The organism is Treponema bryantii, from assembly GCF_900111035.1.
Lineage (GTDB): Bacteria > Spirochaetota > Spirochaetia > Treponematales > Treponemataceae > Treponema_D > Treponema_D bryantii_C.
Genome location: NZ_FOFU01000004.1, coordinates 288,155 through 309,596, shown reverse-complemented (window position 1 = coordinate 309,596; position 21,442 = coordinate 288,155). Strand labels below are relative to the sequence as shown.

The 21,442-nt window shown below is 40.1% G+C and carries 9 protein-coding genes; 2 read left to right on the top strand and 7 right to left on the bottom strand.

Translation table 11 applies throughout. From position 1 onward, the window contains the following. Nucleotides 1-98: 98 nt before the first annotated feature. The 3 genes from BMY21_RS09435 to BMY21_RS09425 form a co-directional block, all read right to left on the bottom strand. On the bottom strand, nucleotides 99-1,061 hold the full coding sequence (locus tag BMY21_RS09435) for an SAM-dependent methyltransferase (protein ID WP_074643302.1): 963 nt from the start codon (nucleotides 1,059-1,061) through the stop codon (nucleotides 99-101). Between the two features lie 2 nt (nucleotides 1,062-1,063). Next, a complete protein-coding gene (locus BMY21_RS09430; protein ID WP_074643299.1) occupies nucleotides 1,064-1,420 on the bottom strand; it encodes a hypothetical protein in 357 nt (118 codons plus the stop codon). A 68-nt stretch (nucleotides 1,421-1,488) separates the two neighbouring features. Beyond that, entirely contained in the window at nucleotides 1,489-12,645 is an 11,157-nt protein-coding gene (locus BMY21_RS09425; protein ID WP_074643297.1) for a FlgD immunoglobulin-like domain containing protein, read from the bottom strand. Nucleotides 12,646-13,102: 457 nt separating this feature from the next. On the opposite strand from BMY21_RS09425, the gene BMY21_RS09415 reads away from it, so the two are divergent. Both BMY21_RS09415 and BMY21_RS09410 read left to right on the top strand, forming a co-directional pair. After that, nucleotides 13,103-14,713: a glycoside hydrolase family 43 protein gene (locus tag BMY21_RS09415; RefSeq protein ID WP_074643293.1), complete on the top strand. Its 1,611-nt coding sequence runs from the start codon at nucleotides 13,103-13,105 to the stop codon at nucleotides 14,711-14,713. A gap of 24 nt (nucleotides 14,714-14,737) precedes the next feature. Beyond that, nucleotides 14,738-16,825: a sialate O-acetylesterase gene (locus BMY21_RS09410; RefSeq protein ID WP_074643290.1), complete on the top strand. Its 2,088-nt coding sequence runs from the start codon at nucleotides 14,738-14,740 to the stop codon at nucleotides 16,823-16,825. A 119-nt stretch (nucleotides 16,826-16,944) separates the two neighbouring features. On the opposite strand, the gene BMY21_RS09405 is transcribed toward BMY21_RS09410, so the two are convergent. From BMY21_RS09405 to ychF, 4 genes are all read right to left on the bottom strand, one after another. Further along, a complete protein-coding gene (locus tag BMY21_RS09405; RefSeq protein ID WP_074643288.1) occupies nucleotides 16,945-18,360 on the bottom strand; it encodes an amidophosphoribosyltransferase in 1,416 nt (471 codons plus the stop codon). A 69-nt stretch (nucleotides 18,361-18,429) separates the two neighbouring features. Next, nucleotides 18,430-18,807, bottom strand: a complete 378-nt coding sequence (locus BMY21_RS09400; protein ID WP_074643285.1) for a hypothetical protein — start codon at nucleotides 18,805-18,807, stop codon at nucleotides 18,430-18,432. A gap of 61 nt (nucleotides 18,808-18,868) precedes the next feature. After that, nucleotides 18,869-20,203, bottom strand: coding sequence for an ArsB/NhaD family transporter (locus BMY21_RS09395; RefSeq protein ID WP_074643282.1), 1,335 nt, complete (start codon nucleotides 20,201-20,203; stop codon nucleotides 18,869-18,871). Between the two features lie 94 nt (nucleotides 20,204-20,297). After that, nucleotides 20,298-21,428, bottom strand: coding sequence for a redox-regulated ATPase YchF (gene ychF, locus BMY21_RS09390; protein ID WP_074643280.1), 1,131 nt, complete (start codon nucleotides 21,426-21,428; stop codon nucleotides 20,298-20,300). Nucleotides 21,429-21,442 lie beyond the last annotated feature (14 nt).

Genomic DNA, 21,442 nt, shown 5'->3' with positions numbered 1-21,442 from the left:
TAATATATTATCGGAAAAAATTCGAAAAGACAATAGTTAAAGTTAATTAACTTTATTTTTATGAAATTTTCACAGGAATTTGTGCGTAAAATGGCTTTTTATCGGGTATGAATCCAGGTAAGTTCGTGTTTATTGTAGTTTAAATGTACAATACGGCTTCCTGGGATATCTGCAAACTGCTGAATCAGCGGCCAGTTAATTTCACCCTGCATTTTGATTGTACAGATCATATTTAAGTCTGGTTTATATTCCAGCCACTTATTGATCCATTCAAAAAGGCGTTCCGGATAGCAGATTACATCAGAAAACACCCAGTCTACTTGCCCGAGTTCTTCCGGTTTAAGTGTAAAAGCATCGTGTGCCTGAAATGTTACCAGAGGATTACTCATAAGTGAATCTGCGAGTGGGGCTCGGTCTACTGCATAAACTTCAGCTCCAAGTCCTACGAGTACCCATGTCCAGCCTCCAGGACATGCTCCTGCTTCAAAACAGCGCTGTCCTTCATGTGGAAGATCTGTGCCGTTCAGAAGGTTTGCCATTGTAAGGGATTCCTGAATTTTCAGATATGCACGGCTCGGCGGATTCTCGTGGTCTTCAATAAAATGAAGGGTTCCTGCCGGAAGTGTGCTGTTTGTGGCTGCACTTGCTATCATTGTGTGTTCGTCAATAAGTGTATAAAGTCCCATTGGTGAGTCTGGAATTTTTACCGGGAAGTTTCTGTCTTTTAAGTTGATGTATGGAAGTTTTTCCTGAATCAGCTGAGCACGGCGAAAGCAGGTGTACTGATACGGTGCCCAGTTTCTCTGAAGTTTTTTTAATTCTCCTGCGGCTTCTCCAATTGAATCAAACTTCAAAAAAAAAGGTTCGAGCATAACGGTACGAGCCCAGTAGGGGAGGGCTGTTATACCATCTTTTAACTCTGGCAAATCGAGTTTTTCATAGTAGAGAAGGTCGCCGTAGCATGCATCCGGCTTTTGTGTAATTCCAAATCGGCCTGCAAGTTCAGAAATTAAAAGTTCTGACATCTCGGGAAAGGCCAGGAATGCAAGATTTCTTTCCATAATTAAACTATATCTGGTAAATCGTCTTTAGTGATTTTTTCAAGATGCTTTATAAAGCTTTCGAGCTTATGTGCATCTGGAGAATAGTGAATCTTAAAGCCTATAAAAGTACTTCCGCCGAGTTCATTTACCCACTGCGGGCTGCAGATAAGATTCAAAGGAGAACTGTTTGAGCCGTGCAGAGGTGATATCTTTACATCATATTCATTTTCCAGATCAACAACGACAGGAAATGAATAATGCACCTTGCAGCCGTTCAAGCTGATATCGTCAAGTATTCCAGGGAGTGCACAAATTTCGGGTGCGGTGATGCGGCCGATTTCTTCATACCTTGTATGCAGTCGGTTTTCTTGTTCCATTCGGTAAGTATAGAGGATTTTTCGTATGTCGGCAAGCGTAGGCAGAAAATCCGGTCGTCAGGGATTTTCTACTTAACGACCATTACCTTACGGGTCTCGTCTATGCCGCTTCCAATGACACGCACAAAGTACATTCCACGGGCAACCGGCTTTCCATTTCTGTTTTTTCCGTCCCAGGTAAAGTAATGTTCTCCGGCCTTTGTATTTCCGCGGTTCAGATAGGTTATGATGTTTCCGTCCAGGGTCATCACAATTACGTTAAGACGACCTTCGTCCGGTAAACTGATTTTTACAACGGTCTTTTCTCCCTTGCCGGCATCAATAACATTGTTGAGGATGGTTACGCCACCGCGCTGGGCAGTTTCACTCTTAAGCCTGAATGACCACAAATCAAGAGTTCCGATATCTGTTATATCATGCATTCGTAAACTATACAGAGGTACTTTTGAACTCAATGCATAGTTATATCGTCTCTGTTCATTATCATAATATGGGCTGTTGAAAATAGAAACAGGTGAGCCATCGGATTCTGTAATTCCGAAAATAAAACTGATCTGATCTCCGTTCTTCCATCTGTTTATCATTTCAACTGGAATATCGAAAATCAGTCCTTCTGCTGGTTCTTCTTCATTCAGAAGTGAGCTGTCTACATAAGTAAAGTTGCTGTTATTTTTTGCTGAAAGCGCACGGAAAATTCCATCTGTCAAATCAGGAAGCCATACTCTTAGTGATGTTTTAAAGTCTTTATTAAACTGAGTTGAAACAGAACCTGCATCTGGAGAATCAGAAAGATATAGTCGTACATTCTCAGGAATTTGTGAGTTGTCTTCTGTACCATCCTCTTCACTTGCAATTATTGTTACAGCATGTGTGTTAGGAAGAGTTCCGTAGTTTTTCTGATCTGCATCCCAATCATGAACTGCCCAGCTTCCCTGTTCATAAAGTCCGTTCATAACAGGTTTGTCATTTTCATTGATATCAGATGAATAAGCATAAAGTGGATTTACAAGACCGATTGCAAAATCTGACAGTGCATGTGCAGAATACATCTGCATGTAATTTCCTAATTCATCCTGAATGAATGTGACCTTTGCGTTGTTATTGTTTGTGTAGATATCTGGTGAAGTCTCAGGGAAATCCGGATGGTTCTTAAGCTGAATATGTAGATTTTTGATATCTTCAAAGCAGATTTCTTTTGTGAGTGTCATAGAAATACATGTAAAGTGACTATCAGAATACTGCTCAACAATTTTTGCAGGTATAGAGGTATCAATTTCAATATCTGTACTTGGGGCATAACTTCCATCTGAATTGATTGTAATAATCTGGAAACATGATGGCAGTATATTCATGAAATTTCCTGTAATATCGTAGTTACTTCCATCAGGATATCTGAAAGAAATTTTAGAAGAATCTGTAAGAATCTTTTTTACGAATACGATATAAATCTGCTTTTGATTTACAGGACTCAAAATTATATCGAACGAAGGTGGTGTACGGTCAATTGTTTTTGATATGGTTTTATTACGTAGTCTGTTTCCAGCCAGGTCTGTCAAAAAGGCATTTGAATAATTGTATGAGAAAGCAAAACTGGTTTCTACAGGAAGATCTGTATCGGTAATTCCAATTCCAAGATAAAGTCCGTCCGGATCATTTGCAGAATGCTGTGGTTCTGAAGCACCTGTGAAAAGCTGCGAAATTACTGTTGTATGAATATTTGAAAGTCCTGTGGCAAAAGCGGTTGAAGGATTTATCTCATCTATATCAGTGGAATATTTAAAACCAGCGGCAGCATTTAGCTTTGTTGAAAGTCTTATACCGCCTGAAGTTCTTCTTGCCTGTACAGAATCAAATTGACGGGCACCACCAATGATATCTGCAGCGTATGTATAAGTATTGTCATAAAGATTTTCTTTACCACCTGCAGTTGACGGAGTACACCATCCGCTTTCTGTAAACCATTCAGCTGTATCAGAAGACGAATAAGCTGGTGTATTATCAAAGAAATGGAAGTCAATTCGGTCAAGTGTAGAACCGGAACCATTTGTATTTCCAATCGCTTCTGAGGTATCTGCATTTTTTGTTTCTGTCCAGGTTGTTTCTGAGTTAAGACGTAATGGTGCAAATACCGGTTCTGAAATATCCCAGGCGCTGTATACGTCAGGCGAAACTGGTAACAGATGTGAAGGATTTTCATCTATCGAGTTAGATATAATAAGCGGCTCTACTTTATTTGCTTCATATTCAATCTGAAGATTGCCCTGAAGGTCTGTTACAAGATTGTTAGTAGTATCAATAGGGAAAACTTGTGCTCCTGTAAAAGGTTTTGCTTCATCAATATATCCCTTCCAGTTTTTATATTCATTTCCGCTATAGTCAGAAACTGTTCCATCTGTCCAGCCCGCTATAGAAAGGCGGAGAGAATATTCGTCTGTGCGGTAGAGAGCATTTATATATTTGTTTGCAGATCCCTGCGAGCCTGTATTAAGCAAAAGCTGATTTGTTGAAGGGGCGGTGAGGCGGGCAATTCCTGCAAAGGTAAGTGTGTTTGTGGCAGTGGTAAAGCCTGCGTTTCCTGAGATAGCACCAAAGGTATCGGTTATCTGGATATTTTCTGAATCAGCTGGAATAGAGTTTGAATTAAATTCAACCGGTTCAGAATAACGGAACTCGAGGAAGTTGTGTGAATCATAAGAGTGCTGGCATGATTCTCCGATTGCGCTGTTATAGGCTGTGTGAAGTTCCTGGCCGGTACGAACACTCCAGAGTACAGGACCTGTTTTATCGAGGACGTAGGTTTCACTGCCGGATGTTTCATTTGTTCCGTAAGACTTGCCTGGGGTAGGTGTGCGTGTACTGTAGTTGTTCAGTCGCTTTCCCCATTTATTTGTTATGATGTAGTTTACACCAGTAAGTGAACGAGGGATATCAAGATATGGAACAGAAGTTTTGTGATTTCCGTTACGGTCTGAGCTGAGGGCTGACGAGCCTACAGAAGTTCCTGTTGCATCAGTGTTCCATGAATCTGGAGCTTTGAGGATGATAGAATAACGACCGTTAGTTAGTTCAATATCTATATTTTCAATTAAATCTGCATTCTGACAATCTGGTTTTGTATAGATTCCTGCAAAGGCAGTTCGTGTATCTGTTGTTCCCTGATAGGTGAGGTAAGAGAGTGAGTTTGTAATTTCATTATAAAGATTTCTGACTGGAGAATTAAACTCAACAAAAATGGCGTCATCGCGTTCTGTCCAGGCATTGAGGATTTCAAAATCTTCAAAGTTCCAGTTAGTGTTATTTGAATTATCCGTACACTCATAGGCTGCGATTTTTGCAGGAACGGTATCATCAGTAGCTGTGTTAGAAGGAAGTTCCCAGCAGCGGACATTGCAGTTGTTTACAGTGGTCTTTACTGCTTCTGCAAAGCCTTTGTGTGAATCAGAGGTTTTAGGGAGTTGAATTTCAAATGAACCAGATGCAGGTCCTGCAAGTATAATTCCATTTGAATAGAAGTTTTTATCTGCCTTTATAACTGTGTTTTCGAGAGCTGTGACTTCACCGTTAAATGGGGCGGCTATGAAAGCAGTCGTGTAATTTACTGGCGAAGGTCTTGTCTGATTATAAAGATAGATTCCATCGATTCCTGTTTGAGGATCAAGAGTTGTATAATCAGGGCCAAGAAGAATGATATCTCCTGTGGATTCCAGAGTTCCGTTGAGTTTCAGTTTTCCAGAATATAGAACAAAGTTTTTTGCTATTACTTTTGAGGTTGGTGTAGAGTTCATCTGAATTGTGTTCACTGAGTTAGTGTTTACAATCAGATTGTTTGTAGTTGTAATACTGTGTCCTGCACCGGCAGAGAAAAATCTGTCTGCATCATCAGTGAGGTTTATATCTCCAGCGAATTCGGCATTTCCAGTTCCAGTAAAACTTGATTTGAAGGTAGTGAGTGCAGGACTTTCGTTTATAAAAGATGTGCCGTAGGTTGCGCTGCCATCAAAAGTTACCAGGCCTGTGCCGTTATTTGTAAAGCTGGTATTAAAATATGAATCATCTGTAAAAGTAACCGCATTTTCACCGGCATTGATTGTTATATTTTGGCAGTACAATTCTGGTGCAAAAGTAATTGCTGATGCACTGCTGATAATTACATTATTCGGAATATTTGCACTTTCACCGATTGTAACTTCATGAGAGAAAATATTTTCTTCTTTAAATGTAATATTCTGATCTGTAGTTTTACAGGCTACATCATAGAAAATGTTTTTACCGCTTACGATTGTAAGAGGCGAAGTGGCTGGTACTGTTGAATTATTAAAAGTGATAGTTCCTACTGTGCCTGTAAATCCATTTTCTTCAGTGGTATTGTCCCAGCTTGTTCCACTTACGATGAATGAAGAAGCTGTAGTTACTTTTGCTGGTGATGAAATGAGTATGTTGTAGAAATTTGTTGAGTCGTCGTCTTTTGTGGTGAGTGTTTGAGTTGTGCCTGCAAATTTTATAGTTCCATTATTATGTGCAAAATCACCGGAAATAGTCAGGTTTCCTGTAAAGGTTGTAATTCCTGTCCATGCTGTAAGTTTTGAACCATCATAGGTTTGAATATCAGTATTTATGATACAAGCCTGTTTGAATTCAAAATTACTTACTGAAGTATCAATAATCAATATTTTTCCAGAATTATTTATTTCAGAGACATACACATAAAGTGCAGATGTATTTGAAGTTTTTAGAATTGTATCCTGGTTGATAATAAGTTTTGACAGTTTGATATCGGATGAAGAATTTGCTATGCTGATTAAGGTTGGTGTAAGCAATGTAAGAACTGTGTCAGTTTCCGAACCGGTAATATTACCTGAGAAATCAAATTCGGATGTTTTTATTGTTACAGAGGATGCGTCTATTTCTGTATTTGCATTTACTGTAAGAGTTGCTGTAGATGCTTCGTCTGAATTTGAAACATTGTCTTTGAAAATTACAGTACTATCTGATGAAAGAATGACAGAGTGCTTGAGCGTTACTATGTCGTTAAAGACTTGAGTGTCTGATGTTGTTATATCACTACAATTGATTATTGCAGGTCCTTTTATTTCAATTGAAGTCAAAGGAGTTGTGTCACCAATTCTTGCATTGAAAGTAGAGGATGTTGTGCCTTCAAGAACTAAAGACGCATTACCGTTAATAGTTGCATCTGTGCCGAAAGTAATTATTGAAGAAGTTATTGCATGAGAGGAAAGTGTAGTTCCTAATGTAACAGCTCCATTATACTCTTGTGATATCGAACTTTTTATTGATGCACAGTTTATTAAAACTGGAGTATCTGGAGTTGTTGTGAGAGCTTTTAACAAAGGTGTTACAAAACCAATGTTTCCATTGAAAGTAATCAGATCTGTTGATGTGAGAGTTAATGTATCAGAATCTGCTGTAGATGCATTTATTGTTCCGTTGTAAGTTTGAGTACCTGAGGTTTCAATTGTTACATCCCCGGAAATTTTAAGTATATTGCAGTTTAAGGAAACGGCATTTATTTCAGCACTTGATAATGTTGTCAGTTTGTCTGCAGCACCAAGAGATAATGTCCCGGCAGAAGTGACAGTACCTGTAATTGAAGTAGTTCCGGTAGTGTGAGAAAAATCTCTATTGAAGTTCATTTCAGTTGTAGAACCATCTATAGATACATTACCTGTAGTGTTCAAACTAACATCATTTGAAATAATTCCACCTTTAGAGAATAAGATGGCTCCGCTGTTTCCAGTATCAGAATCTGTGAATGTTGAAATGTATACAGAATCTTCAAAAGTAGTGGTTGTTGCAGTTCCGATAGAAAGTTGATCAAGTGGGGTTGTTGTAGTGCCAACAACTCCAGAGAATTGTATTGTATTACCTGATACTGTAAGTTTTGTTCCGGTTACAGTATCTGCAAAAAGAAGATTTCCATCAGAAGAGTTTATTGATACTCCAGAACCCGCTGTTGTGATTGTAACTGAATCGCTATATGTCTGGTTTCCAGAGGTTTTTATTGATTCACAATCAATTTGAACCGCACTACCTGCAGTAGTCGTAATAGATTTTAGTAAAGGCGTTGTAGAACCAATGTTTCCATTAAAAGTAATCAGACCAGTTGATTTGAGAGTTAATGTATCAGAATCTGCTGTAGAAGCATTTATTGTTCCATTGTAAGTTTGAGTACCTGAGGTTTTAATTGTTACATCCCCGGAAATTTTAAGTATATCGCAATTTAAGGATGCTGCATTTATTTCAGCACTTGATAATGTTGTCAGTTTGTCTGCTGCACCAAGAGATACTGTTCCGGCAGAAGTGACAGTACCTGTAATTGAAGTAGTTCCGGTAGTGTGAGAAAAATCTCCATTGAAGCTCATTTCAGTTGTAATAGATACATTACCTGTAGTGTTCAAACTAACATCATTTGAAATAATTCCACCTTTAGAGAATAAGATGGCTCCGCTGTTTCCAGTATCAGAATCTGTGAATGTTGAAATGTATACAGGCTCATCAAAAGTAGTGGTTGTTGCAGTGCCGATAGAAAGTTGACCAAGTGGAGTTGTTGTAGTGCCAACAACTCCAGAGAATTGTATTGTATTACCTGATACTGTAAGTTTTGTTCCGGTTACAGTATCAGAAAAAAGAAGATTTCCATCAGAAGAGTTTATTGATACTCCAGAACCCGCTGTTGTGATTGTAACTGAATCGTTATATGTCTGGTTTCCAGATGTATTTACAGTCGTACAGTCTGTTTGAACTGTTGTTTCTCCGCTAACAGAAATTGAACCAGTTAGAAGCGAAATATTTTTATTTATTGTAAGATTTCTGGAAATATTCAAATCTGCAGTGGCATTTACGATATTAGATATCTGGAGATTTTTATAATCTTTTTTACTTGTTGAGTTATCTCCATCCCATATGAAGTTTACTGTAGGAGAGGTTCCAGAATAGATAACGGTTGAATCATCTCCACTGTTTTCCATTGTCGTATAATTTATTGATTGACTATTAACACCTGTGATAATTACAGTTCCTTTGTTTGTAATCGTACCTGGTGTTATAGTTACTCCATCGGATAGACCTAATGTCAGGGAGTTATCTGCAATATCAAATATAGCATTTTCTTCAACTGTTATTAGTGCAGTAGAATTATTACCGGAAAGTATAAGTTCAAAATCAAGTATTGGATAATTATCAGCTGGTTGGATAATAATTTTTGAACCGATGCCAGGAATTGATGCAGGATACCAGTTTGATGCAGTTCTCCAGTCTGAAGAAGTTGTGCCTGTCCATTTATATTCCATATCCGGGAAGTTCCAGTAAACATTGCTTCCGCCATCGATACTATCGAATGCGACAAATTTGGTTCCTGGCGCAGGTGTACCTGGAGTGCTGTTTGTGGAATTGTCTACAATTAAAAACTTTAATTCAGGTTCATTCGTACAACTGATATTCCAGTGTCCTGTGGATGTCAGAGTTAATTTATGATCCTTGTTGGTTCCAGTAAGAGACAGGGTTGTAACTGTTTGAGTCGTATTGTCATAAAAAGAAAGGGTTTTGTCTCCCAGATTATTTGCAGTTAAAGTATCGATTGTGTTGCTGGTAGCAAAAGTTACATTTCCATTTATGGTGAGCTTATTAAATGCTGTAGTTCCATCATTTTTTGTAGTGAGAAGTTGTGATGCAGGTGCGGTTGCTCCACTTAGTATTACAGTTCCCCCCGATGCATTAAATGTCGTATCAGATAAATCAACATCAGTCTGGAAGATGGTAATACCGTTTGTAGTATTTGTTGCTTTCGCTGCAATAAGAGTGGCGTCTGTTCCAGCGTATTTCTTCTTGAAGGTAAGTGTCTTTCCAGATGTCTGGTCACCTGTAAGAGAACCGCTTGTATTTGTAAAAGTACCATTAAAGGTTGCCGCTCCATTACAGATTACATTTCGTTTATTTATGATGTTAGGATTTATTTCAATACCATCTTTCAAGTTGATTTGAGTTGCATTTTCATCAAATGTAAGTGTTGACGTTCCAGATATCTTTGAAATATTTAGTGACAGAGTAGAGGCGTTTTCTGTCCCTATAGTTGTTGCCTGACTTAATGTAAGTTGATTTAATGTGATTGCTGACGTTCCGTCTGCAGCAATTGTACTCTTGAGCTTTGCAGTTGTAATAGTAAGATTCTTATCAGATCCCGAAATATCTCCCGCGAAATCAATTTCTTTTGCCGAAATCTGTTTGCCTGTTGTTCCAATTGTAAGAGGTGCATTTATTGTAAGTATATCAAGTCTTCTTGTGGTTCCAACATTATCGTTTATGGTGACTGCCGAAGCTGTGAGTGTTAAATCTTGTGTTTCTGCTGTGGTGCCGTTAATTGTTCCGTATGTCTGTGCTCCTGTTGTGTTTACGGCAGCATCTGCACCTGCTACAAGATTTTTTGCAGAGAAGCTGGCTGCAGATATATTTCTTTTTACAGTTGTTTTGCCCGTTGTTTCCAAAGAAACTGCATTTGTAATAGTTGCACCATTGTTGAAAGTTATATTGCCGGCTGTTGTGTCATCAGATAGATTTGTGATTGCAGGGGTGCCATCGAAGGTTGTGGAAGTTGCTTTTGTGATTGTACAGTTTGTGATTGTATAACCATTGTTGTTTACAGTAAGTGAACAACCTGTGTCGTTGATGGTTATATTCTGATAGGTTTTGTCGGTAGTCGGGGTAAATTCAATTTCACCAGACCCCTGGAAAATGAGTGCACTTATGCCGCTTGTGTCTCCTGCAGTAATGCTTTCTGCGGCTGTAACTGAATTCTGAACTTTTATATCCTGCTTTAATATAACAGGACTATGGAAATTGAGTTTGTATTCAAAAACATTGAATGTATCAGAATCAGAAAAAACAAGTTTTCCTGTAGATTCATTTTCTAAATGAAGAGTTCCTGTTGATTCAAAAGAAAAACTTGAATCAATACCTGAAGGAATGTTTACATCTGCATTTGCTGTTGCAGGAATGAAAATCATGTTTACATTTGCAGACGAAGTAAGATTTTTGTTTGTACCGCTACCATAGAATGCAAAAGTCTTTGCTTTTAGATTTGTTTCTGCACTTACAGAACATGAACCGCCATCAGCAATTGTTATACTTTCTGCTGTTATTGAAGTGGCGGTGCTTATTTTACATGTTCCTCCATCCGCAATAGAGAAACTATTCTGTACTGTACAATCTCCGTCAATCTGCCAGTTTGTTCCGGAAATTATTAAGTTATTGTAATCGGTTGTGCCAAAATCATTTACACTTCCGCCTGTGCCTGCATATTCAACAGTTCCGTGTGATACATCATTTATTGCATCTGTGCCATCTGTAATACGGCCATTGCCTGTGAAAACGATAGTTCCTGCGCTGGAAAGTGTAGTAGAAGCTGTCGCTTCATTTTCTTTGCCAGAAAGTGAGAGGTCTGCAGTGCCTAATGTAATTTTTGAAGTTGTGTCTGAAAGAGTAAGTGTACCGCCGTTATAAGTATCACTGCCTAATACCGGGTAATTATCGCAGCCTGCTGGAATTATGATTTTACAATCTTCTTCCGGAATAAGCCCTGTATCCCAGTTTGAATCTTTGTTCCAGATAGAATCTGTATCTCCAGTCCAGGTGAAAGTAAAAGTTTTTAAGGCTTTAATTGCCCATCCATTTTGAATAACTTTAAGCCAGTTTGCAGTAGTGTCTCCGGCAGAAGGTTCACAGTGTGCAATTGCTGTTGAATAATTTAAGAGAATTATATTTTCATCAATTGAGAGATACTCTGCAGTGAGCGACGAAGTCTTAAAAGAATGTGCCGAACCACTTCCTTCGAGAGTGAGGAGGGATCCTGCTGAGCCTGAAAGTGAAATAGAATTAGCAGTTATCGCAGCATTCGCAAGAGTAATGGATTTGCCAGACATACTTGTTGCTGCAGTTGCGGTAAAATTAGTAAGAGAATAATTTCCTTTTATTGTCGCTTCTGTATTTGTGAGTTTTATTTCTTTTTGATTGGAGTTTACAGTGGTACTTGTCGTAGTTAATGTTGTTTCTGCTGATTTAAGATTTATTGTTCCGTCTGTACCCGAAAACGACAGTGCTGTAATTGTTGCAGGAGTTGCATTAGTGTTAATAATTCCATTATTAACAACGTTATAAGGAATGTTGAATGTCTTTGTGTTGATTGTTCCATTATTTGTAAATGGAATTGTTGATGCTGCGGTATTTCGATATGTAGTAGTTGTCGGCTGTATATTTGGAGATGTGAGTACGCCATCAGTTCCAATTGTAACTTCAGTGGAACCTGCATTTGCAGAGATTGATATAGCCGTATCAAAAGATGTATTTGCTATAAAGGTTCCATTTATAATTGTTTTTGCAATTACATCTGCATTACCCGCGTTATGTGCATATTTCTCTGTTTCCAGTGTTGCGCCTTCATTTATCTGCAGTATTACACCGGAATGAGTTTCAATTGAGTCGCTTATTTCAAATTTTGTATTTAATGAGTTTTTTCCAATTTCAAAGGTTCCTGTTTTTCCTGCCGTTTTACTTGCTCTTGTAAGATTTACATTAGTTGCTTTCAGGGTTCCTGTTCCGCTGAGAATAACTTTAAAATCATCTGTTGCAAAATATGAAGATGTGTCGCTGTCAATCTCCATGTTGAAGTTTGTGGCTCTACAGTAATTTCCATCAATAATTATTTCTAGCTTTCCAAGAAAATAAAAATTACCTAAATTACAATTTTCTGGAGTTTTGAAGGTATATAGGTTATCAGAATTGTTATAGAAATATACTGTTCCGCTGTTTGTAAAATCGGCAGATGCGACTGAAGATAAATCTACGGAACAAAGAAAATATGTTTTGCTGTTTGTGTCATTACTAAGACTGTTTGTAATTGTTAATGACTTGGGGGTATCTGTAGTTGAAAAAGATACAGTTGCGCCTGTAATTTCTATATCGGATACAGTAATATCGTCATCAATAGTTATGGCTGCATCTGATGAGATGATTGCTTTGTCAGCAGCTTGTGGATATGCAGTGTCAGGACTCCAGTTACCGGGTGTAGTCCAGTTATTGTCTGTTTCACTGATGCCTGTCCATGTATATTCCACTGCCTGCGCACTTACACCCGCACAAATCATCATAAAAATGGTGAGCACAACAAGAAGTTTTTGTGAGAAATGGGCTTTTATTTTTTGCAGACAGTTATACATATCTTCTATATTATTATCGGCTATTTATTGTAACATGGATAGAGGATTTTTCTACTAATAATTTGAGTGTAGAGGAGGCTACAGTTTCCCATAGGATTGCAGAAAACAGTGAGTTTATGGGATATATTTTGTGGTGAGGATGTAAAAATACAAAAACTTTCCCATAAGAGTCCAAAATGGGGAAATCCTATGGGAAAAAAATTGGAAAATCTGTGACAATGGAGATAATAAGTTTTGATTTTTCCCATAGGAATGTAAGAAAGAAAACGTTATATGGGAAATCCAGAGGGAAGATGAGTGCTTGTCTTCTGATTTTTCCCATAAATCTAAAGAAAAATCGAATCTTATGGGAAAAACACATCAATTTTGACTTCAGCTTTTATACATTACAGAATTATTCAACGAATAAGGGAGTTTCCTTCTATAAAAATCAGGAAGAAGGTGGTATGCTAGTATTATGGCAACACGTATAATAAATCCAATTTTACCGGGATTTTATCCGGATCCTTCAATGTGTGAAGCAGACGGATATTTTTATCTGGTTTGTTCTTCTTTTTCATATGTACCAGGGCTTCCTGTGTTTAAGAGTAAAAATCTTGTAGCCTGGGAGCAGATAGGTAATGTAATAGATCGTCCTGAACAACTTGATTTTACTGGAGCTGGTGTATCGCGCGGACTATTTGCGCCTACAATCCGCTTTCATGAAGGAAAATTTTACTGTATTTGTACTCAGGTAGATAAGCTAGGAAACTTTTTTGTTATAGCAGATAAGCCTGAAGGCCCATGGTCTAATCCAATTCCTATTGAAGGGGCTGAAGGAATTGATCCGTCGCTGTTTTTTGATGATGACGGCACCACCTGGTATATCGGAACTCGTCCGGCTCCAGAAGGTCCAAAGTATAACGGAAACTGGGAAATCTGGATTCAGAAAATTGATCTTGAGACTGGTAAACTGCTTGGAGAATCAAAAGGAATCTGGCGCGGTGCATTGCGTGACTGTGTATGGCCGGAAGGTCCGCATATCTACAAAATTAACGGAATGTACTATCTGATTCATGCAGAAGGCGGAACTGGCCCGGACCATGCAGTTTGTGTTGCCCGCTGTGAGACAATCGACGGCGAGTGGAAGGGAAAGCCTTCTAATCCGATTTTGACACACCGCCATCTTGGAAGCAGAGCCGGCATCCGCAATGTAGGTCATGCCGATCTTGTCTGGTGCGACGGCCGATGGTGGATGTGTTGTCTTGCAAGCCGACCTTATGGTGAGAATGGAAACCGTGTATGTAATATGGGCCGTGAAACCTTCCTTGTGCCCGTTATCTGGGAAGAGGGGTGGCCTGTTGTAAGCTGGGAGACTGGTAAAATTGAAGAAGCTTACAGTCTGAGTGGACATGCGGTTAAGCGTGATATTGAAGATTCGAATGCAACAGCGTTTCCAGCTGTAGATGATTTTAATACAGATGACTTAGCTTCTTACTGGCTGAGTCTGAGAAAACGGGATCCAGCTTACATAAATTGCAAGGAAAATTCCGGCGTTCTCAGACTGTATGGCGCTGAACCTGTTAGTAGTGATGGAAATGTTTCAATGGTAGTTCGTCGTCAGACTGGTTTTAGTTTTGAAGCGAGCTGTAAGGCAGATTTTCATTTTGATGAAAATGAGGATACTGCAGGAATTATCTGTTTTCAGAATGAAAAATATAATTACCGGCTGCAGCTTACTCTTAAGGGAAAGATAATTATTCTTCAGCTGGTTCGAGCTGCCGGTGGTGATGACGAGATTCTTGCAGAAGAGGTTATGACCGGCGGTCGAAAAAATGTTCAGATAGTTCTCCGCGTTGTTGCAGAACATCAGAAGCTTAGCTTTGAATATGGACCTGATGAACGGAATATGATGATTCTTGCAGAAAATATCGATGCAAGTATTTTAAGTACTGATGTAGCCGGTGGCTTTGTTGGTACTGTTGTTGGTATGTTTGCTGTTGCGGGTGGTGACTGGACTCAGAAAAAGTTTTTTACAGATTTTGACTGGTTCCGCTACGAAAATAGTGGCAGAGAATGGATTTGTTGAGTAAAATAAGTGTAAGGGGTAGTTATGAAAGGCATTTTTAAAATAAAAGGAATCGTCGGTTCAGGAATGGTTCTTCAGCGAAATAAGATTAACTGTATTTATGGAACCGCTGAAGTTTATTCAGATGTTATCATGGAATTCCGTGGAACAACTTCAATTACACAGTCAGATGAGGACGGAAACTGGAAAATTGAATTCAGTCCTGGTGAGGCTGGTGGACCATTCACAATGAACATTAAATGTGATGAGCATCGTGTTGAGTTTACTGACATTTATGTTGGTGAAGTTTGGGTAAGCTCTGGTCAGTCTAATGCACAGCTCCCTATGGAACGAATGCGCTTTTCATACCCTGAAGATTTTGCACTTCCTAAAAATGATCGTATCCGCATGATTACTATTCCTATCAACTGGTCTCTCGATGGCGAGAAGGATGAAATAGTTGATGTCGGCTGGCAGTCTAATGCTGATGAAGGAACTAAAGCTGAAAATATTTCCGGTGGTGTACACTGGGTATGTGCTTCTCCAGAAACTCTCGGCGACATGTCAGGTACCGGTTACTTTTTTGCAAAGAGACTTTCAAAAGAACTCGATGTTCCTGTTGGAATTATCAATGCGAGTCAGGGCGGTTCACCTATTGCTTCATGGCTTAGTATGCAGGCCCTTGAAGAGATGGGTGATAAGAAAGATTATCTGAAGCAGGTTGTTGAATATCTTGCCGATGGCCGTGCTGCAGCAAAACAAAAGGAACTGGCAGAAAATCAGGAAGAGTGGGGTAAGGAACTTTATGGTTCTGCTGCTAAACCTGATTTTAGTGATGGAAGCTGGATTTCTTCAGATGAAGGCTGGAGTGATGTTAAACTTCCTGGAAACTTTACTGTAGAAAAAGCCGGCTTCTACTGGTTTAAGAAGATTGTAGAACTCACTGCAGAGCAGGTTGAGCATTTTAATACATATAAAACCTGGCTCTGGATGGGAACAATTGTTGATGCTGATACTGCCTGGGTGAACGGAGTGGAGGTTGGATCTACTCCTTATTGTTATCCACCGAGACGTTATGCAGTTCCAGCTGGAACTTTGCATGAAGGTAAAAATCTGATTGCAATTCGTGTTCAGAAAAACAGTGCAAATGGTCCATTAAGATTCTTTGAAGAAAAGCCTTATTATCTTTTTACAGAGAATACTTTTGTAGCTCCTTGTGTATGCCGTAATTTTGAAGCACGCTATGAATCGCTTTATCCTCTTGATGGAGAGCGTATTGATTTGACAGGCGACTGGAAGATGAAAACTGATGTTCAGGTTCGCGATATGCCTGGTCAGATGTTCTTTGAATGGCTTCCGACTGCTCTTTATAATTCTATGCTTGCTCCATGTTTTAAGCATGCAATTGCAGGTGCATTGTGGTATCAGGGTGAATCTGATGCTACGCATCCGGCAGAGTACAAGAACATGCTTATCAAGCTGATTGACTTGTGGCGTCATAAATTTGTATATGGCTCTAAAGATTTGCCGTTTGTTATTGTTCAGCTACCAAACTGGAGTGACGGATGGAATGAGGACATTGCAAGTAAAGATGGCGGCTGGGCAAATATCCGTCAGGTACAGTCTGATGTAGCAGAAATTGCAGGACATGCAGGTCTTGCTGTAACAATAGATGCAGGTGAATGGAACGATCTTCATCCGGAAAAGAAAAAGACTACCGGTTACCGTGCAGCAAAGGAAGCTTTGCGTGTTGCTTACGGAAAGAACTTTATTTCACCTTCTCCAAAGGCAGAGTTCTGTGAGTTTAAGAAGGGCCGTTATGTAGTCCGTTTCGACTGTGGAAACTCTTCTCTGGTTGCCTGTAAGACAGATGGAAAAGCTGCTGATTTGAACAGTGAAAATAAAGATAAGAAGGTTTATGGTTTCAGTCTTTTGTGCAGTAAAAAAGGTGTTGAATCTGTGATTGAAACTGATGCTGAACTTATTGATGATAAAACTGTTGCAGTTGAGGTTCCTCGCGGTGTAGGTGATGTTCTTGAACTTCGTTACCTCTGGGCAGATAGCCCGGCACCGGTGAATCTGTATTCACGAAATCAGTTGCCTGCAGCGCCGTTTAAGATTAAGCAGAATTAATAAAAAGCCGGCTCACACAAGTGAGTCGGCTCGCCGGCTCGCCTCTAAGGCGTTCTTTCGATGAACCTAAAACGACCCGCTGTCGCAGCTCGTTTTTTAACGGTTCTTCGATTTTAGCCTTATTCTCTTCCATTCCAGCAGTAAGTACACAACTTCTCATGAGGAAGGCCGGTGCTATCCAGCATGTCGTCCAGACGGTGGAATCTCAAAGTAGTAAAGTGTAACTGCTTTCTGATTTCTTCTACCATCTTTGCGTATTCTGGAGTATCAGGATCGCAATATTTCTGCAAAGTTTCTTCGCTTACGTTGTCGCCTTCGAACTGTTTGATAACACGGCGTGTAATCAAATCCATCTCGCTCTTTGAACGGCTGAAGTTCAAATATTTACAGCCGTAAACAAGTGGTGGACATGCAGGGCGGATATGTACTTCTTTTGCACCGCTCTTGTAAAGGTAGTCTGTTGTTTCGCGAAGCTGAGTTCCACGAACAATCGAATCATCAATCAAAAGAATCTTTTTACCTTCAATCAGCTGCTGAATAGGAATAAGCTTCATGTGAGCAACCTGATTTCTGATTTCCTGATTTGTAGGCATGAAAGAACGTGACCAGGTTGGAGTGTACTTAATAAACGGACGTGTGAATGGAATGCCGCTTTCGTTAGCATAACCAACAGCGTGTGCAGTTCCACTGTCAGGAACTCCGGCAACTGCATCCGGGTGAACATTATCCTTGTCGCGGCGTGCAAGGTAGCGTCCACAGTTGTAACGCATTGCTTCAACGTTTACACCTTCATAGCAGGCAGTAGGGTATCCGTAGTAAATCCAAAGGAAGGTACAGATTTTCATTTCCTTACCAGGCTGCTGGAGAATCTCCATTTTATCTGCTGTAAAGAATACGATTTCTGCAGGACCGAGCTCATGATAATCCTTGTAACCAAGGTTCATGTAAGCGTAGTTTTCAAAACTTGCACAGTAAGCTCCGTCTTTGTGGCCAATTTCAATTGGAGTGCGGCCAAGCTTGTCGCGTGCAGCGTAGATTCCATCCTGTGTCAAAATCAGCATAGAGATAGAACCCTTTATCTTTTCCTGAACGAATTTAATTCCTTCAACAATTGTATCTTTGTGATTTAAGAGAGCAACGATGAGCTCTGTCTGATTGATTTCACCACCGCTCATTTCGAGGAAGTGTGTGTAACCTGAGTTGAGTACTTCTGCAACAAGTTCGTCTTTGTTTGTTACGATCCCAACTGTTGTGATTGCAAAGTTTCCAAGGTGTGAGTGAACAAGAAGTGGCTGAGGTTCAAAGTCCGAAATACAGCCGATTCCAATTTTTCCGTGAAGGTCATCAATGTCGTTTTCAAACTTAGTACGGAACGGCGAATTCTGAATATTATGAATTGAGCGCGAAAAGTGGCCGTCGGGATTTACAACCGCAATACCTCCGCGTCGTGTGCCAAGGTGGGAGTGATAGTCTACTCCGAAAAACAAATCCAACGAACAGTCTTCTTTTGAAGCAACGCCAAAAAATCCGCCCATTTCAAACTTCCTATAAATAAATATGCGGACATTATATTGATTTTGATAGATTTTTGCAAACGCCTGGTATTAAGCGTCTATCTGGAAAAGAGCACCGGCCATAGGTTTAGCACCTGCGAGAGCAAAAGACTGCTGTGCAACTGTCTGTTGAAGCTGCTTCTGGTACTGTTCAATAAGCACCTGAGCCTGGTCGTCACTGATGTCTGTAATAGATTCCTTAGGCTGATTTTTGATTGCTGAAATGCGGTCTATAAGAGAGTTTAAGATTCTGATTTTGCTGATTGAAACACCCTGCTGTCCGTTACCTGCTGCAACACCAGAAACATGATCGAAGTGAGAGTAGAGAAGTGCCGAACGGCTTACTGGAACATAAAGCTTACCGGCTGCACCACCAATGGCGCCGCTGTAAGAGTACGCGTTACTGAAATTTCCGATTGCACTTGTCATTTTTTTACTCCTGCCCCTCTCTATACAATTGTCGGAACTGGAGTAAAAAAGATTAGATTTTTTATGCCCAGATAGCCCAGAGCAGAGCCGCAGCTGCAGCTGTTGTGAGTACTGTAAATGGAGCACTGATTTTTAAGAAACCAGGGAATGTAATTGGATGTCCTTCTTTTTTGAGGATTCCCATTGCAACAACGTTTGCCGATGCTCCGAATGGTGTGAGGTTTCCTCCGAGGCATGAACCAATCAAAAGTGCGAACATAAAGAGTTCTTTCTGAATGCTCATTGCCTGTGCAAGGTTTCCAGCAACCGGAAGCATAACAATGATATAAGGAACGTTATCAACGAAGCCGGAAATCAAGATACTGAACAGAAGAATCAAAAGGAAGCCGAGGAACTTGCTGCCGCCTGTAACGTGTGCGAGCCAGAGTGCAAAGTCACCGAGAAGTCCTGTTTCGCTGATGGCACCGACAACTACGAAAATGCCGATAAGGAACGCAATAGTTTCCCAGTCCAGTTCTTTTACAAGCTGCCATACTTCGCCGTAAGTTTTCTTCTGATTCAGGTGATACCATACAAGACCAATCATTCCAAGACCAAGTACGAGACAGCCTGAACTGTAACCGAGCTCGCTGCTCAGGAATGAAATTACTGCAAGTCCTGCAATCATAATCAAAAGAAGCCAGAGCGGAACGTAAGAAATTACTTCTTCTTTATCAACTGTGGCCTTTTCCTTTGCCTTACTGAAAAAGCAGTAAAAGAAAATACAGCCGACAAGAAGTCCTGCCTGAATAAAGAAGAAAATCGAAATCTTTCCCTGAGATACAAAGAAGTCATTGAAAGTGTAGTGTGCGTAGCTTGCAAAAATCATGCTTGGAGGATCACCAACGAGTGTGGCTGTTCCTTCGAGATTTGACATAAGTGCCAGTCCAATCATAAATGGAACTGGATTCAGTTTGAGTTTTCTTGAAAGTGCAAGGGCAATTGGTGCCATTACGAGAACGGTCGCTACATTTTCAACAAAGATTGAAATTATACCGGTCATTGCGAGAATTAAAACTACGGCAATTCCGGTGCTTGGAGAGATGGTAACCAGCGCGTCCGCGATACGTGCAGGGACACGCGAGTAGATAAAAAGCGCGGCAATAATCATACTGCCTACATAAATCATAAGGATATTCCAGTTAATCAGTTCAAAAAAAATATGCTGAAAAAGTTCTGCAGGACCAGCCAGCTGACTGAACACGTTTCCGCCGATTGCGCCGCCCTGACACAAAAAGCCGAGAACAACTACAGCAAGGGCTGCAACCGAAGTCATCCACACTTTCTTTTCCTGAAAGATGATTACAAGAAGATACATTACGAGGGCCAGGGCTAATATAATAAATTTTATGTCCATGTTGAATAAACTCCGATTTTAGGTTTTAGGTTATAGGTACTAGGTGCTAGGGAAGTTACAACCTAGAACCTAAAACCTGGAACCTATAACCTGACTATACATTGAACTTAAAGAACAGAACATCTCCGTCCTGAACAACGTATTCCTTACCTTCCTGACGGTACTTGCCGGCTGCCTTGATTGCAGCTTCGTCTTTGTACTGGCGGAGGTCGTCGATTGTGTATGCTTCGGCCTTGATAAAGCCTTTTTCAAAGTCTGTGTGGATTACACCGGCAGCACGTGGAGCTTTGTCACCTGCGTGAATTGTCCAGGCACGGCATTCATCTGGTCCGCCTGTAAAGAAGGTACGGAGTCCCATCAGGTGATATGTCTTGCGTGCAAGAACTGCGAGACCACTTTCTGTAAGACCAACACTTTCCATAAAGTCTTTGCGGTCTGCTTCATCTGTAATTTCTGCCAAATCAGCTTCGAACTTACCGCAGATTACAACTACCTCTGAGTTTTCTTCTGCAGCATATTTCTTTACGATTTCAACATATTTGTTTGTTTGAGCTTCAATAGAAGCTTCATCAACGTTAGCTACATAAATTGTAGGCTTCATTGTAAGAAGGAACATATCGTAAAGTGCATTCTTTTCGTCGTCTGTAAGATTTGCTGTGCGGGCACATTTTCCGTCCTGGAGGAGTGGCTTAATTTTTGCAACAGCAGAAATCCATGGTGCGTATTTCTTTTCTTCTTCTTTTCCGAGAGAGCGGATAGCGCGTGTTACCTTGTCCTGGCGTGCTTCAATTGTATTCAAGTCTGCCTGACAGAGCTCCCAGTTGATTGTAAGAATATCAGTTTCAGGATCAATTGGAGCTGCTTCGTTTGCATTGTCGCGAACGTGCATAATATCAGGGTTATCAAAACAGCGAACAACATGAGCAATTACAGAACACTCGCGGATGTTTGCAAGGAACTTGTTTCCAAGACCTTCACCGTTACTTGCACCCTTAATCAAACCTGCAATATCAACAAACTTTACGCTTGCAGGTGTCTTCTTTTTAGGATTATGAATGCTAGCAAGGAAGTCGAGACGCTCATCAGGCAAATCAACAATACCAATGTTAGGATCAATTGTACAGAAAGGAAAATTCTCTGCCGCAGCAGGAGCCGCAGTCAAAGCCGAAAAAATAGTAGACTTTCCAACGTTTGGAAGTCCAACGATACCACATTCAAGTGCCATATATTTTACCTCAA

Bases quoted from the DNA above. Each gene is read 5' to 3' on its own strand.
- BMY21_RS09435 (WP_074643302.1), bottom strand. From the start codon at position 1,061: ATGGAAAGAAATCTTGCATTCCTGGCCTTTCCCGAGATGTCAGAACTT.
- BMY21_RS09430 (WP_074643299.1), bottom strand. From the start codon at position 1,420: ATGGAACAAGAAAACCGACTGCATACAAGGTATGAAGAAATCGGCCGC.
- BMY21_RS09425 (WP_074643297.1), bottom strand. From the start codon at position 12,645: ATGTATAACTGTCTGCAAAAAATAAAAGCCCATTTCTCACAAAAACTT.
- BMY21_RS09415 (WP_074643293.1), top strand. From the start codon at position 13,103: ATGGCAACACGTATAATAAATCCAATTTTACCGGGATTTTATCCGGAT.
- BMY21_RS09410 (WP_074643290.1), top strand. From the start codon at position 14,738: ATGAAAGGCATTTTTAAAATAAAAGGAATCGTCGGTTCAGGAATGGTT.
- BMY21_RS09405 (WP_074643288.1), bottom strand. From the start codon at position 18,360: ATGGGCGGATTTTTTGGCGTTGCTTCAAAAGAAGACTGTTCGTTGGAT.
- BMY21_RS09400 (WP_074643285.1), bottom strand. From the start codon at position 18,807: ATGACAAGTGCAATCGGAAATTTCAGTAACGCGTACTCTTACAGCGGC.
- BMY21_RS09395 (WP_074643282.1), bottom strand. From the start codon at position 20,203: ATGGACATAAAATTTATTATATTAGCCCTGGCCCTCGTAATGTATCTT.
- ychF (WP_074643280.1), bottom strand. From the start codon at position 21,428: ATGGCACTTGAATGTGGTATCGTTGGACTTCCAAACGTTGGAAAGTCT.